Below are 15,052 nucleotides of genomic sequence, written 5' to 3' on the forward strand. Positions count from 1 at the left end.
CCGAACACATCCCGAACTCGGAAGTTAAGCTTTCCAGCGCCGATGGTAGTTGGGGGTTTCCCCCTGCGAGAGTAGGACGTTGCCGGGCCAAATCAAAACCGCAGGCGATTTGTCTGCGGTTTTTCACATTTCAAAAATGGAGGTTTCGGTAATCCATTTTTTTCAAACCGATGCCGGCTTTGGAAGGGCGGGACAGTATCCGGCCTGGCGGGTTTTTAAAGCGCAATCAGGGAAAAGATAAAAGAAATCAGCAATTTTTTGAAAATCGGAGTAAGAAAAGTTAAAATTGGGCGGGTTGTTCTGTTGTATTTTTGCGGGGGAATCCTGTATAATTATAGTCAAATATAGTCAAAGTCAAAAGACAGTGTCAGGAGGTGGCTTTGATGAAAAATATATCTGATATCATAGAGGAATATTTAAAACGGATTCTGGAACTGAATGAAAAAGAAATTCTTGAAATAAAACGCAATGAGATTGCCGATAAGTTCCAATGTGTCCCTTCACAAATCAATTATGTCATCAATACGCGGTTTACGATTGAAAGAGGGTATATTGTTGAAAGTAAAAGGGGCGGCGGCGGTTATATCCGGATCATGAAAGTGCGGCCTGAAAGCGATGCGGAACTGATTGACCAGCTGCTCGTGCATATCGGCAATGTCATCTCCCAGTCCAATGCGGAAGCCATCATTCTCCGGCTCGTTGAAGAAGAGGTGATCTCAAGGCGGGAGGCAAAAATCATGCTCAGCGTGATGGACCGCTCCGTGCTCTACATCCAGTTGCCGGAACGGGATGAATTGCGTGCCAGAATGTTGAAATCCATGTTAACAACCTTAAAATACAAGTAACTACAGAGGTGAGTATGCTGTGATTTGCCAGGAATGCAATGAAAGGCCGGCAACCATGCATTTTACAAAAATTATAAACGGTGTGAAAACGGAATTCCATCTTTGCGAAAAGTGCGCGCAGGAGAAAGGGGAAAAGTTTTCATCGGATTGGGGAAAAAGCTTTTCCTTCGATAATTTGCTCGCGGGCCTTTTTAATTTTGACCCGGCCATCCAACTTTTCAAACAGGAAACAGCGCCTGACCCGGATGTGCTTCGCTGCAGCCATTGCGGGATGACATTGACCCGGTTTTTAAATACGAGCCGGTTAGGCTGCCCGCATTGCTATGAGACGTTTCAGCACCAGCTTGTCCCGATTTTGCAGCGTCTCCACGGCGGCAACGTTGCGCATGAAGGAAAAATACCGGCACGGATTGGTGGTGCCATTTACACAAAGAAGAAACTGCAGGAACTAAAGGCGGCGTTGCAGGAAGCCATCAGCCAGGAAGAATTTGAAAAAGCAGCAGAACTCCGCGATCAAATTCGCGCACTTGAAGGTTCTTCTCAAGCTAAAGGAGGGGAACAGTAATGTCTTTGGAACATTTTTTGCACGAAGCGTCCAGTTCCTGGATGAACGAGCAGGGGCCTGAATCGGAAATTGTACTGACCTCACGTGTCCGTCTGGCAAGAAATTTAAAAAATTTCCGGTTCCCGTCCTTGTTTAGTACCGAGGAAGCAAGGGAAATTATGAAAATAATCCAGGATATCGCCCGGAATCATTTTCCGGCTGAACTGCAGGTTGAATTTTTAAAAATGGATGAATTAAAACCGCTCGAAAAAAGGGTGCTTGTGGAGAAACACCTGATCAGCCCGCAGCTTGCCGAAGAATCGGGTGACGGGGCAGTTATTTTGTCAAGCGGCGAAGATATTAGTATTATGATAAATGAGGAAGATCATTTACGCATACAATGTCTTTCTCCGGGGCTTCAATTGCATGAAACGCTTCAGAAAGCCAATCAGCTTGATGACCTGATTGAAAATGGGGCCGATTATGCTTTTGATGAAACGCTCGGTTACTTAACCAGCTGCCCGACGAATGTCGGAACAGGCATCCGCGCATCGGCCATGATGCATTTGCCGGGGCTTGTGCTGACACAGCAAATTAAACAAATCATTCCGGCGATTCATCAGCTTGGTTTGGTGGTAAGAGGAATATATGGCGAAGGAAGCGAAGCCATCGGAAATATTTTTCAAATTTCCAACCAGGTGACACTCGGAACATCGGAAGAAAACATTGTCTCAGATTTAACCAGTGTCATCCGGCAGATCATTACACAGGAAAGATCGGCAAGGGAAGCATTGGTGCAAACTTCAAACATACAATTAGAAGACAGGGTTTACCGTTCGCTCGGTGTCCTGCAAAACAGCAGGATCATTGAAACAAAAGAAGCGGCCCGTTGTTTGTCCGATGTCCGGCTGGGAATTGATCTGGGCTATATTCAAAACATTTCGAAACAAATTTTAAATGAATTGATGATTTTAATGCAGCCGGGATTTTTACAGCTTTATGCCGGAAGAGCGCTCAGCCCGTATGAAAGGGATATCCGGAGGGCTACACTGATAAGAGAACGTTTGAGGCTTGAGGAGACCAAATGAACAGGAGGAATGACAGATGATGTTTGGAAGATTTACAGAGAGAGCCCAGAAAGTGCTGGCCCTTTCCCAGGAAGAAGCAATCCGCCTGAAACATAACAATATCGGAACGGAACATATTTTGCTCGGACTTGTCCGCGAAGGGGAAGGCATCGCAGCAAAAGCGCTGTACGGCCTGGGTTTAAGCGCCGAAAAAATCCAGGAAGAAGTGGAAACCCTGATCGGGAACGGCCAGGAAATTTCCCAAACGATCCACTACACGCCAAGGGCCAAAAAAGTGATTGAACTGTCAATGGATGAAGCGAGAAAACTCGGGCACTCCTATGTTGGAACGGAACATATTCTCCTCGGGCTGATCCGTGAAGGTGAAGGCGTTGCGGCACGTGTGCTGACAAATCTCGGCGTCAGCTTAAATAAAGCAAGGCAGCAGGTGCTCCAATTATTGGGCAACAGTGAAGCATCCGTGCAGGGCGGTTCGGCGGCCAGCGTCAGCACACCGACACTGGACAGCCTGGCCCGCGATTTGACAGCGATCGCACGGGAAGATTCCCTTGATCCGGTAATCGGGCGGAGCAAAGAAATCCAGCGTGTCATTGAAGTGCTGAGCCGGAGGACAAAAAACAACCCTGTCCTGATTGGGGAACCGGGCGTCGGGAAAACGGCCATTGCAGAAGGACTCGCCCAGCAAATTGTCCATAATGAAGTGCCGGAAACCCTGCGTGACAAACGGGTCATGACGCTCGATATGGGTACGGTTGTAGCCGGCACAAAATACCGCGGCGAATTTGAAGACCGCCTGAAAAAAGTGATGGATGAAATCCGCCAGGCCGGCAATATCATTCTTTTCATTGATGAACTGCATACTTTAATCGGGGCCGGCGGTGCGGAAGGGGCCATTGATGCCTCCAATATTTTAAAACCGTCGCTTGCCCGCGGCGAACTGCAGTGCATCGGTGCTACGACACTGGATGAATACCGGAAATATATTGAAAAAGACGCGGCACTGGAAAGAAGGTTCCAGCCGATCCAGGTCGATGAGCCGACGATTGATGAGTCGATCCAGATTTTAAAAGGGCTGCGCGACCGCTATGAAGCACACCATCGCGTCTCGATTACCGATGAGGCGATCGAAGCCGCTGTAAAACTTTCGGACCGCTATATCGCAGACCGGTTCCTGCCGGATAAAGCGATTGACTTAATTGATGAAGCCGGATCGAAAGTGCGCCTCCGTTCCTTTACAACGCCGCCGAATTTGAAAGAGTTGGAATTGAAACTGGAAGAGGTGCGCAAGGAAAAAGATGCAGCCGTCCAGAGCCAGGAATTTGAAAAAGCGGCTGCGTTAAGGGATACCGAACAGAAACTGCGCGAACAGCTGGAGGAAACGAAGAAAAGCTGGAAGGCAAAACAAGGCCGGGAAAACAGCGAAGTCACAGTCGATGATATAGCGCTTGTTGTTTCGAGCTGGACGGGAGTTCCAGTGACGAAACTGGCGCAAACCGAAACGGAAAGGCTTTTGCACCTTGAAGAAATCCTTCATTCCCGTGTGATCGGGCAGGAAGAAGCGGTGCTTGCTGTGGCAAAAGCAGTCCGCCGTGCACGGGCAGGATTAAAAGATCCGAAACGCCCGATCGGTTCCTTCATTTTCCTCGGGCCGACAGGGGTCGGAAAAACAGAACTGGCGCGTGCGCTTGCGGAAGCGATGTTCGGCGATGAAGACGCTATGATCCGGATTGATATGTCCGAATACATGGAGAAACATTCGACTTCCCGCCTCGTAGGTTCGCCGCCTGGATATGTCGGTTTTGAAGAAGGCGGCCAACTGACGGAAAAGGTACGGAGAAAACCGTATTCGGTTGTGCTGCTTGATGAAATTGAAAAAGCGCATCCGGACGTTTTCAACATTTTGCTTCAGGTGCTGGATGACGGCCGCCTGACCGATTCCAAGGGCCGCACGGTTGATTTCAGCAATACGATTGTCATCATGACATCGAATGTTGGCGCAGATGCTTTAAAACGCAACAAGAGCGTCGGCTTCACCATTCAGGATACCGTCGAGGCCGATTATAAAGACATGAAGGACAAAGTGCTCGAGGAACTGAAAAAAGCGTTCCGGCCTGAGTTTTTGAACCGTGTTGATGAAACCATTGTGTTCCATTCGCTCGAGAAGAAACATTTGAACGAAATTGTCACATTGATGGCGAAAGAATTGTCGGACCGGTTAAAAGAGCATCATATCGAACTTGTGCTGACGGATGCCGCAAAGGAAAAAGTGGCGGAAAAAGGCTACGATCCTGAATACGGCGCGCGGCCGCTGCGCAGATCGATTCAGAAAAACATCGAAGACCGCCTTTCGGAAGAAATGCTGAAAGGCAATATAAAAGAAGGGCAAAAGGTATTGGTCGATGTAAAAGACGGCGAATTTACTTTTGCCAGTGTGGCGGAGTCGGAAGCTGTATCGTCCAATTCTTAATGCCGGAAGCAGGAAGGGTACAATGGTATTGGCGATTGTACCCTTTTTTTCACATAGCGGTTTCTTATACGATTTTAATTAAATTTCAAGATACTTTGTTTACACTTATACACATAGATATTAGGGAAAGGGGTTTAAGATGGCAAAAAAAACCGTGAAGTTTGTTTGCCAGAACTGCGGCTACGAGTCGCCAAAATGGATGGGAAAGTGCCCGCAATGCAACCAGTGGAACCAGATGGTGGAGGAAGCGGAGGCGCCAAAAAGGAGGGGCTTTTTTTTACATCCTGAGCCCGGAAATGAAACCAAAGCGGCGCCTATTACGTCTATAGAGTCTAAAGAAGAAAAAAGGACGAAAGTGGATTTTGGCGAGCTGAATCGTGTCCTCGGAGGCGGCATTGTTGCCGGGTCACTTGTTTTGATCGGCGGGGATCCTGGGATCGGCAAATCAACCCTGCTTTTGCAAGTGTCATCACAACTGGCAAAGCACGGGTTAAATGTACTGTATATCTCCGGGGAGGAATCGGCGAAACAGACGAAATTAAGGGCAGACCGGTTAAACATCCATACCGACCATCTTTATGTGCTGCCGGAAACGGACCTTTCCGTGATCCAGCAGGCGATAGATGAACTGAACCCCGGCTTTGTTATCATTGATTCCATCCAGACGATTTACCATCCGGAAATCCAGTCTGCGCCGGGCAGTGTGTCGCAAGTGAGGGAAACGACTGCACAGCTGATGCGGACGGCAAAAACAAAAAATGTGGCCATCTTCATTGTCGGCCACGTGACAAAAGAAGGCTCCATTGCCGGCCCGCGCGTGCTTGAACATATGGTGGATACGGTCCTGTATTTTGAAGGTGAACGCCATAATGCCTACCGGATATTAAGGGCGGTCAAAAACCGCTTTGGCTCGACCAATGAAATTGCGATTTTGGAAATGAAAGAATCCGGTTTGGAAGAAGTCCAGAACCCTTCCGAAATTTTTCTGGAAGAACGGACAAAAGGTGCAGCCGGTTCTACCGTGGTTGCTTCCATTGAGGGGACGCGCCCGGTGCTTGTCGAGATCCAGGCGCTTTTGGCTCCGACGTTTTTCAATATGCCGCGGCGGATGGCATCCGGGATTGATTATAACCGTGTCACGCTGATTATGGCGGTGCTTGAAAAACGGGCCGGCCTTTTGATTCAGAACCAGGATGCATATTTAAAAGTTGCCGGCGGCCTGAAAGTGGATGAACCGGCAGTGGATTTGGCAGTTGCCGTCAGCGTGGCATCCAGTTTCCGCGACAAGCCGACAAATGCGGATGACTGCATTATCGGAGAAGTCGGGTTGACGGGGGAAGTCAGGCGGGTGTCCCGCATTGAGCAGCGCGTCCAGGAAGCGGCAAAGCTCGGTTTCCGGCGGGCGATCATTCCGAAAAATAATATGGGTGGGTGGACGCCGCCAAAGGAGATTCAAGTGATCGGCGTCGCTACCATCCAGGAAGCTTTAAAAGCGGCACTCGGAGGATGAGACGGGGAACAAACTTCCGTGCCTTCTTGTGTTCCTTGGATCAGTGCGTGAAGGAACCGGGAAGTGAAGGCAAACGTGGGAAAAAACGGAACCCGCTGGATAAGCAAACAACTGCCGCGAATCCGCGTTTGCAGGATCCGTTATGATGTAAAGGCAGAAAAGACAACGGCTGGCAGGATACAAATTTTAAAAGAAAGCAGGGGATGTGCATGAAGCCTGAAAATGCCCGGAGAAAACCGCGGCGATTAAACGGCTCGGCAGGGAAAAATAATACGAAGGCAAACGTTTTAAACCATATTTTTTGTTTATAATGTATAAAGGAGGTGAACATGTTGTTAAGACGGCTTATACAAATTTGTTTGGTGCTGATTGGCGGCACGCTCGGTGTTTTCCTGCTGCCTGATTTTTACAAACTTGTGAATGTGGATTATGTGTTAATCAAAAACCCGTATGTTTCAGCGCTGTTGGGGGCTATTATCTTTTATCTTATTACTTTCTGGTCCATTCATTATATCGTTGATTTTGTCGATTGGTTTGAGGATTCACTGGTAAAAGTCCCGATGACGGAAATTTTTTCCGGAACCTTTGGCCTTGTGCTGGGCCTGATTATTGCTTATCTGGCAAGCATTCCGGTCCGGGGAATTCCGATTGTCAATACAATCGTGTCGATTACGCTTACGGTATTGCTCGGTTATATCGGATTCCAGGTCGGTTTTAAGAAAAGAGAAGAAATTTTCAATTTGTTTTTTAGCCGGCAGCACAGGCGGAAAGGCGGGACAGAGCAAGAAGGGCATCCGCAGCCTGGAAAACAGGTGAAGATTCTTGATACAAGCGTTGTTATCGACGGGCGGATTGCGGATATTTGCCAGACCGGTTTTCTTGACGGCCCGATTGTGATTCCGCTCTTTGTGCTTGAAGAATTGCAGCATATTGCCGATTCTTCGGATGCCTTGAAAAGAAACCGGGGCCGGCGCGGGCTTGATATCTTAAACCGGATACAGAATGAACTGCCGATCGAAGTGCAAATGTACGAAGGCGATTTTGAAGATATCCAGGAAGTGGACAGCAAGCTCATTAAACTGGCAAAATTGATGAACGGGATTGTCGTGACAAATGATTACAATTTAAATAAAGTGTGTGAATTCCAGAAAGTCAAAGTGCTCAATATCAATGACCTTGCCAACGCCGTAAAACCGGTTGTGCTCCCCGGCGAAGAACTCAATGTCCAGCTCATTAAAGACGGGAAAGAGCATCACCAGGGGATTGCCTATTTGGATGATGGCACGATGATTGTTGTCGAAGAAGGCAAAAATTACATTGGCAAACGCATTGATGTGCTTGTGACAAGCGTCCTGCAGACTTCAGCGGGCCGGATGATTTTTGCCAAGCCGAAGCTGCTCGAAAAAGCGTTATAATGGAGCTGGAACACCCGCGGCCCGGGCCGCGGGAGGTTTAAACGCGATGCCGGGGGAGATTGGATTTGACAGATTATGAGGTGATTATACCGGCAGCCGGATCGGGGAAACGGATGGGCGCAGGGTTCAACAAATTATTTCTTGAACTGAACAAGCGCCCGGTCATTGCTTTTACAGCAGAAGTTTTTTTGGCTGATCCGTCCTGCAAAAAGTTGATACTTCCCGTGCAGCCGCATGATTTGGAAGAGATGAAGCGTATTTTACCCCGCTCGGAAAAAATAGTATTCGCCCGCGGCGGTTCTGAACGGCAATATAGCGTGCGGAACGGGCTGGAACTTGCCGGAAGCTGCAGCGTCATTCTTGTGCATGACGGTGCAAGGCCGTTTATTGGCGCCGGATTGATTGCAGCACTGGCGGCAATGGCCGGGGAGAAAGGGGCGGCGATAGCGGCTGTCCCGGTAAAAGACACGATCAAAAGAGCAAAAGACCAGATTGTAACCGAGACGATTGAGCGGAGCAGCTTGTGGCAGATCCAAACGCCACAAGCTTTTCGCACGTCTGTCTTGAAAAAAGCGCATGAAGCCGCGGAACGGGACGGTTTTCTCGGAACGGACGAAGCCTCGCTGGTCGAACGGATCGGCCATGCTGTACATATTGTGCCGGGAAGTTATGATAATATTAAAATTACGACACCGGAAGACCTATATTTTGCAGAAGCGATTTTAAAAAAGCAGGGGGGAGGATGAAGATGTTCAGGATCGGACAAGGCTTTGACGTGCACCGGTTCGGGGAGGGGCGTCCCCTGATGATCGGGGGAGTTGAAATTCCGTATGAAAAAGGTTTGCTCGGCCATTCTGACGCGGATGTACTGCTCCATGCCGTAGCGGACGCCTGCCTCGGGGCCATTGGGGAAGGGGATATCGGCCGGCATTTTCCGGATACAGATGCGGCATTTAAAGATGCGGATTCTGCGGCGCTTTTGGCGCATGTTTTTCGGCTTGTGAAACAAAAAGGGTACAAGCTCGGCAATCTTGATTGCACGATTATTGCCCAAAAGCCGAAAATGGCGCCCTATATCGGGAAAATGCGGGAAACGATCGCGCGCATTTTGGAAGCAGAGAACGGGCAGGTCAATGTCAAGGCGACCACGACGGAAAAACTCGGCTTTGCCGGGCGTGAAGAAGGCATTGCTGCGCAGGCGGCAGTACTGCTGGAGCAGGCTTAACCAGTGTAAGCTGTAATGGTGCGATCGGGACAAGCCGGGCAGTTCAGGGCCCGCACTGCCTGCTGGACCCATATTAACCGGCGGATGGCCTGCATATGTTTCACCGAAAAGGGTGTAACGGAGCCGGGCGGCTGTTTACGGGAACCCGTTTTTCGCTGGAACAAGTATAGTTGGGGTATAGCTGCAAAAGAGTGGGCGCGATCGGGACAAGCCAGGCGGTTTAGGTCCTGTAATGCTGCTGGAACAAGCATAACAGCAGAGATTTTGCCTGCAAGATGTGTGATTAACATCACGTAAAACATCTTTCATCCGCCGGGCCGGAACGAGCCACCGGTTTACGGCTTTTTCAGACGGTGATACAATAAAATAAGACAAAAAGCGACAATTTAAAGGAGAATCGACATGGCAAACGAAATCAGAGTACGGTACGCTCCGAGCCCGACCGGTTTTTTGCATATCGGGAATGCCCGTACCGCATTATTCAATTATTTATTTGCGCGCAGCAAAGGTGGAAAGTTCATTATCCGGATTGAAGATACCGACCAGAAGCGGAATGTGGAAGGCGGCGTGGAAAGCCAGCTGAAATATTTGAAATGGCTCGGCATCGACTGGGACGAAAGCATTGATGTCGGCGGCGAATACGGGCCTTACCGCCAGTCGGAACGCCTCGATATTTATAAAAAATATTATGAAGAGCTGCTTGACCGCGGGCTGGCTTATAAATGCTATTGTACGGAAGAAGAACTGGAAGCCGAACGTGAAGCCCAGCTTGCACGCGGGGAAATGCCGCGTTATTCCGGGAAATGCCGCCATCTGACAGAAGAAGACAGGAAGCGGCTTGAAGCGGAAGGCCGGAAACCGAGCCTCCGTTTCCATGTTCCGGAAGGCAAAGTGTATACGTTCAACGATATCGTAAAAGGCGAAGTATCTTTTGAATCGGACGGAATTGGCGACTTTGTCATCGTTAAAAAAGACGGGATGCCGACTTATAATTTTGCGGTTGCGATCGATGATCATTTAATGAAAATTTCCCACGTGCTCCGGGGGGACGACCATATTTCCAACACGCCGAAACAGCTGATGATTTATGAAGCATTCGGTTTTGAACCGCCGGTATTCGGCCACATGACGCTGATTGTCAATGAGCACCGGAAAAAACTGAGCAAACGCGACGGAAGCATCATCCAGTTTATTGAGCAGTACGCGGAACTCGGTTATTTGCCGGAAGCGTTGTTTAATTTTATTGCCATGCTCGGCTGGTCACCGAAGGGCGAGGAAGAAATTTTTTCGCGGGAAGAATTCATCCAGATTTTTGACCCCGAACGGCTGTCGAAATCGCCCGCTTTGTTTGACCGCCAAAAATTGGCATGGATGAACAACCAGTATATGAAAAAGCTCGATCTGGATAAAGTTGTGGAGCTTGCGTTGCCGCATCTTGTAAAAGCAGGGCTCGTCCCGGAAAACCGGACACCTGAAGAAGAACAATGGGTGCGCAAACTCATCTCCCTCTATCAGGAACAAATGAGCTACGGCGCGGAAATTGTCGAGCTGTCGAAACCGCTCTTCTTTACGGATGAAATCACATATGACGACGAAGCAAAAGCGATTTTGTCGGAAGAACACGTTCCGGAAGTGCTCCGTGCATTCCTTGAAGAACTGGACAGGATCGAACCATTTGAAGCAGGCGAAATAAAAAAAGGAATCAAAGCGGTGCAAAAAGCAACCGGGCAAAAGGGGAAAAAGCTGTTTATGCCGATCCGTGTTGCCGTTAGCGGCCAGACACACGGCCCGGAACTGCAAAGCCTGATCGAACTGCTCGGCAGAGAAAAAGTGAAGAAACGCCTTGAAAGAATCACGGGTTAACATTTTTGCGAAAATAGGATATGATATGGTTAAAATGGATGTGTGAAAAAGCGTTGAGAAGGAGAAGTAGGAAGAGGACGCTTCAAAGAGAAAACCATCGCCGGCTGAAAGTGGTTTAAGCCCCTCCTTTTCTGAAATGCACCTTCGAGCCTGTATCTGAACGCGCTCGCCAGTAGGATGCAGCGGGGCCGCCCGTTAACAGGGAAAGTTGGGCAGCGGGCAAGGCCTGCCGCCAAACAGAGTGGAACCGCGCGATCAAGAAGCGTCTCTGTCCGTTGCAGAGGCGCTTCTTTTTTAAATGGCAGGCTCCGTTAAAGAAAAGATCGGTGCCGATCCGGCTGATGGAAATGCAAAGCGAAAGAAATTTTATAACCGGACAGGGAATGGGAAAGAAACAAACGAAAGGGGAGTAGCACATGTTTAAGCGGTTGAAGGAAGACATTGAAGTGGTTTTTGATCAGGATCCGGCAGCACGGACGTATTTTGAAGTGATCTTGACTTACTCCGGTCTTCACGCCATCTGGGCACACCGGATTGCGCACTTTTTTTATAAAAAGAAAATGTTTTTTATCGCCCGGGTGATTTCGCAGCTCAGCCGCTTCTTTACCGGAATTGAAATCCATCCCGGTGCAAAAATCGGCAGGCGGTTTTTCATCGACCACGGCATGGGGGTAGTGATCGGGGAAACGTGCGAAATCGGCGATAACGTGACGGTTTACCAGGGCGTTACGCTCGGCGGCACCGGAAAGGAAAAGGGCAAGCGCCATCCGACGATTAAAGACAATGCGTTAATCGCAAGCGGGGCGAAAGTTTTAGGTTCGATTACGATTGGGGAAAATGCAAAAATAGGGGCAGGTTCTGTCGTATTAAAGGATGTCCCGCCCAATTCGACAGTGGTCGGCATTCCGGGCAGGGTCGTCGTCCAGGACGGCGTCAAAATCAAAAAAGATTTAAAACATAATAAGCTGCCTGACCCTGTTGCGGACCTCCTGAACAGCATGCAGCAGGAAATCGAGGCTTTGCGGTCGGAATTAGAACAACTGAGAAAGGAAGGAGCAAGAACGTATGAGCATTCAGATATATAATACGTTAACAAGAAAGAAGGAGCCGTTTATCCCGCTTGAAGAGGGGAAAGTGAAAATGTATGTATGCGGCCCGACTGTCTATAATTATATCCATATTGGAAATGCGCGGCCGGCGATCGTATTTGACACGGTCCGGCGCTATTTGGAGTTTCGGGGTTATGATGTCCATTATGTGTCGAATTTCACCGATGTGGATGATAGACTCATTAAAGCCGCGAAAGAACTCGGGGAAGAAGTGCCGGTGATCAGCGAGCGTTTTATTCAGGCCTATTTTGAAGATATTGATGCGCTCGGTTGCAGTCATGCGGACGTCCATCCGCGCGTGACGGAAAATATGGATACGATCATTGCGTTTATTGAAAAATTAATTGAAAAAGGCCATGCCTACGAATCAGACGGTGATGTTTACTACCGCACGAGAAGTTTCCCGGATTACGGTAAATTGTCCCATCAATCTATTGACGAATTGAAATCGGGTGCGAGAATTGAAGTAGGGGAAAAGAAAGAAGACGCCCTTGATTTTGCCCTTTGGAAAGCGGCAAAAGCGGGGGAAATCTCCTGGGACAGCCCGTGGGGGAAAGGCCGGCCGGGATGGCATATTGAATGCTCGGCCATGGCAAGAAAATATCTTGGCGATACGATTGACATCCACGCGGGCGGGCAGGACCTGACTTTTCCGCACCACGAAAATGAAATTGCCCAGTCAGAAGCTTTGACAGGCAAACCGTTTGCTCGTTACTGGCTGCATAACGGCTATATCAATATTGATAACGAAAAAATGTCGAAATCGCTCGGAAACTTTGTGCTTGTCCATGACATCATCAAACGGCATGATCCGCAAGTTTTGCGCTTTTTCATGCTGTCGGTGCATTACCGCCATCCGATCAACTATAGCGAGGAACTGCTTGCCAATGCGAAGGCAGGGCTTGAACGGATCAAGACGTCGTACCAAAATGTAAAGCACCGGCTCGAATCCAGTGCAAATCTGGCGGAAGATGGTGAAAAATGGCTGGAACAGGTCCGTTCGCTCCATCGCCAGTTTATCAGGGCGATGGACGATGACTTCAATACGGCAAACGGCATTTCTGTTTTGTTCGAACTGTCGAAGCAGGCCAATTATTACTTGCGGGGGAAAAATACGACAGAAACCGTTCTCCGGGCATTTATAAAAGAGTTCGAAACGATTGCCGGCGTGCTCGGCCTGAAACTCGAGGAAGAAGCGCTTTTGGACGAAGAAATTGAAGCGCTGATTGAAAAACGGAATGAAGCAAGAAAGGCGCGTAATTTCCAACTGGCTGATGAAATCCGCGACAAGCTGAAAAGCATGAATATCATTGTGGAAGATACGCCCCAAGGGGTGAGATGGAGACGCTTATGACGGTCACCCTTGATCCGAAACAATTGAACAGCCTTGCGCTTGCCTATATGGGGGATGCGGTATATGAAGAATATATCCGGCACCATGTCCTTTTGCAGGGAAAAACGAAGCCAAACCGCCTCCACCGGGAAGCGATCCGCTTTGTTTCAGCGAAGGCGCAGGCTCAAGTTTTAAAACAGATGATGAACGAAGATCTTTTAACAGAAGAGGAAACCGCTGTTGTCCGGCGCGGCAGAAATGCGAAGTCGGGCACGGTTCCGAAAAATACGGATGTCCAGACATACCGGCACAGCACTGCATTCGAAGCGCTGATCGGCTACCATTATTTGTCCGGCAGCCGGGAGCGGATGGAAGCGCTGATTGAAAAAGCAATTGGCATTGTCGAAGGCCAGAAAGGAGGGGTGCGCTGATGGACCAGGAGTATATTGCAGGCAAAAACCCAGTGCTGGAAGCATTAAGAGCGGGCCGGGAAATCAACAAAATCTGGATTGCGGAAGGTTCACAAAAAGGCGCCATGAAGCAGGTGATGGAGCTTGCAAGGGAAAGAAAAGTGGCCGTCCAATTTGTCCCGAAGAAAAGGATTGACCAGGTGGCGGACGGGGCGCATCAGGGCGTACTGGCACTCGTTGCCGCTTACCGGTATGCAGAAACAGGCGATATGTTCAAGCTTGCCAAAGAGCGGAATGAGCACCCGTTTATCCTGATTCTTGATGAATTGGAGGATCCGCATAATCTTGGCTCGATTTTACGGACGGCCGATGCGGTCGGCGCACACGGCGTCATTATTCCGAAAAGGCGCTCGGTCGCATTAACAGCAACGGTGGCGAAAGCTTCAACCGGCGCGATTGAACATATCCCGGTGGCGCGGGTAACAAACCTTTCGCAAACGATTGCCGGCTTAAAGCAGCAAGGGCTGTGGATTGCGGGAACCGATGCTTCCGGGACGACCGATTACCGGCAAATGGATGCGGATCTGCCGCTCGGCCTTGTCATCGGCAGTGAAGGCAGGGGAATGAGCAGGATCGTAAAAGAAGCATGCGACTTTCTGATCCGCCTTCCGATGGCAGGTCATGTGACTTCGCTCAATGCGTCCGTTGCTGCCGGCCTGCTCATGTACGAGGTTTACAGGAAGCGCCATCCGCTTGGTGAATAAAATGAATATTTTGCTGGTGGACGGCTATAACATCATTGGCGCCTGGCCGGAACTGCAAAAATTGAAACAAAAAGACCTTGGCGCCGCCAGAGACCGGCTTGTTGAGATCATGGCGGAATACCAGGGCTATACGGATGACAAAGTCATCGTCGTTTTTGATGCTTACGGGGTGAAAGGCCTGGAAAAAAAGTACCGCTATCACAAAGTGGAAGTCATTTTTACAAAAGAAAATGAAACGGCAGATGAACGGATTGAAAAAATGGCCATTAAACTGAATAACATCCGCACGCAGATTTATGTGGCCACATCCGATTTTACTGAGCAGTGGCAAATATTCGGCCAGGGCGCTTTAAGAATTTCAGCACGCGAACTGTTGACCAAAGTGGAAGTGGTATGTGTAAAATTTTACTCGAAGGGGCAAATGAGTGGAAAAAAATGGGAAGACACTCTATCATCTAAATGTACACCTTGAATGAACA

14 protein-coding genes, 1 rRNA gene and 1 other annotated feature are annotated in these 15,052 nt (G+C 49.1%); all 15 genes read left to right on the forward strand.

Going from position 1 to position 15,052, the window contains the following annotated elements; translation table 11 throughout:
• A 5S ribosomal RNA gene (gene rrf, locus IC21_RS15800) occupies positions 1-88 on the forward strand; the annotation flags it as partial.
• A 292-nt stretch (positions 89-380) separates the two neighbouring features.
• Positions 381-845 carry a CtsR family transcriptional regulator gene (locus IC21_RS00685; protein WP_371836356.1) on the forward strand — a complete coding sequence of 155 codons (465 nt, stop codon included), beginning with the start codon at positions 381-383 and terminating at the stop codon, positions 843-845.
• Between the two features lie 19 nt (positions 846-864).
• The gene (mcsA, locus tag IC21_RS00690; RefSeq protein WP_017551242.1) at positions 865-1,410 is read left to right on the forward strand and encodes a protein-arginine kinase activator protein McsA; all 546 of its coding nucleotides are present in this window, start codon (positions 865-867) and stop codon (positions 1,408-1,410) included.
• Complete coding sequence (gene mcsB / locus IC21_RS00695; protein ID WP_017553279.1) at positions 1,410-2,477, forward strand: protein-arginine kinase McsB; 1,068 nt, start codon at positions 1,410-1,412, stop codon at positions 2,475-2,477. Before mcsA ends, mcsB begins: the two co-directional genes overlap by 1 nt.
• Before the next feature lie 16 nt (positions 2,478-2,493).
• A complete protein-coding gene (gene clpC, locus IC21_RS00700; protein ID WP_013858051.1) occupies positions 2,494-4,944 on the forward strand; it encodes an ATP-dependent protease ATP-binding subunit ClpC in 2,451 nt (816 codons plus the stop codon).
• A gap of 139 nt (positions 4,945-5,083) precedes the next feature.
• Complete coding sequence (gene radA / locus IC21_RS00705; protein WP_017551240.1) at positions 5,084-6,454, forward strand: DNA repair protein RadA; 1,371 nt, start codon at positions 5,084-5,086, stop codon at positions 6,452-6,454.
• Between the two features lie 329 nt (positions 6,455-6,783).
• Positions 6,784-7,869, forward strand: coding sequence for a PIN/TRAM domain-containing protein (locus IC21_RS00710; protein ID WP_013858053.1), 1,086 nt, complete (start codon positions 6,784-6,786; stop codon positions 7,867-7,869).
• A gap of 65 nt (positions 7,870-7,934) precedes the next feature.
• Positions 7,935-8,615, forward strand: coding sequence for a 2-C-methyl-D-erythritol 4-phosphate cytidylyltransferase (gene ispD, locus IC21_RS00715; RefSeq protein WP_029142783.1), 681 nt, complete (start codon positions 7,935-7,937; stop codon positions 8,613-8,615).
• A gap of 2 nt (positions 8,616-8,617) precedes the next feature.
• Complete coding sequence (ispF, locus tag IC21_RS00720; RefSeq protein WP_019722060.1) at positions 8,618-9,094, forward strand: 2-C-methyl-D-erythritol 2,4-cyclodiphosphate synthase; 477 nt, start codon at positions 8,618-8,620, stop codon at positions 9,092-9,094.
• Between the two features lie 402 nt (positions 9,095-9,496).
• Positions 9,497-10,957: a glutamate--tRNA ligase gene (gltX, locus tag IC21_RS00730; RefSeq protein WP_013858056.1), complete on the forward strand. Its 1,461-nt coding sequence runs from the start codon at positions 9,497-9,499 to the stop codon at positions 10,955-10,957.
• A gap of 44 nt (positions 10,958-11,001) precedes the next feature.
• Positions 11,002-11,230, forward strand: a binding site (T-box leader).
• A 143-nt stretch (positions 11,231-11,373) separates the two neighbouring features.
• On the forward strand, positions 11,374-12,042 hold the full coding sequence (gene cysE / locus IC21_RS00735; protein ID WP_013858058.1) for a serine O-acetyltransferase: 669 nt from the start codon (positions 11,374-11,376) through the stop codon (positions 12,040-12,042).
• Positions 12,023-13,420, forward strand: coding sequence for a cysteine--tRNA ligase (gene cysS / locus IC21_RS00740; protein ID WP_029142781.1), 1,398 nt, complete (start codon positions 12,023-12,025; stop codon positions 13,418-13,420). The genes cysE and cysS overlap by 20 nt, the downstream gene beginning before the upstream one ends.
• Entirely contained in the window at positions 13,417-13,830 is a 414-nt protein-coding gene (locus tag IC21_RS00745; protein ID WP_017551234.1) for a Mini-ribonuclease 3, read from the forward strand. Before cysS ends, IC21_RS00745 begins: the two co-directional genes overlap by 4 nt.
• Positions 13,830-14,573 carry a 23S rRNA (guanosine(2251)-2'-O)-methyltransferase RlmB gene (gene rlmB / locus IC21_RS00750; RefSeq protein ID WP_029142780.1) on the forward strand — a complete coding sequence of 248 codons (744 nt, stop codon included), beginning with the start codon at positions 13,830-13,832 and terminating at the stop codon, positions 14,571-14,573. Before IC21_RS00745 ends, rlmB begins: the two co-directional genes overlap by 1 nt.
• A gap of 1 nt (position 14,574) precedes the next feature.
• Positions 14,575-15,045, forward strand: a complete 471-nt coding sequence (locus IC21_RS00755; RefSeq protein ID WP_280466509.1) for an NYN domain-containing protein — start codon at positions 14,575-14,577, stop codon at positions 15,043-15,045.
• The last annotated feature ends 7 nt before the right edge of the window (positions 15,046-15,052 follow it).

The sequence above is a fragment of the Heyndrickxia coagulans DSM 1 = ATCC 7050 genome, from assembly GCF_000290615.1.
In the GTDB taxonomy this organism is placed as follows: domain Bacteria; phylum Bacillota; class Bacilli; order Bacillales; family Bacillaceae_C; genus Weizmannia; species Weizmannia coagulans.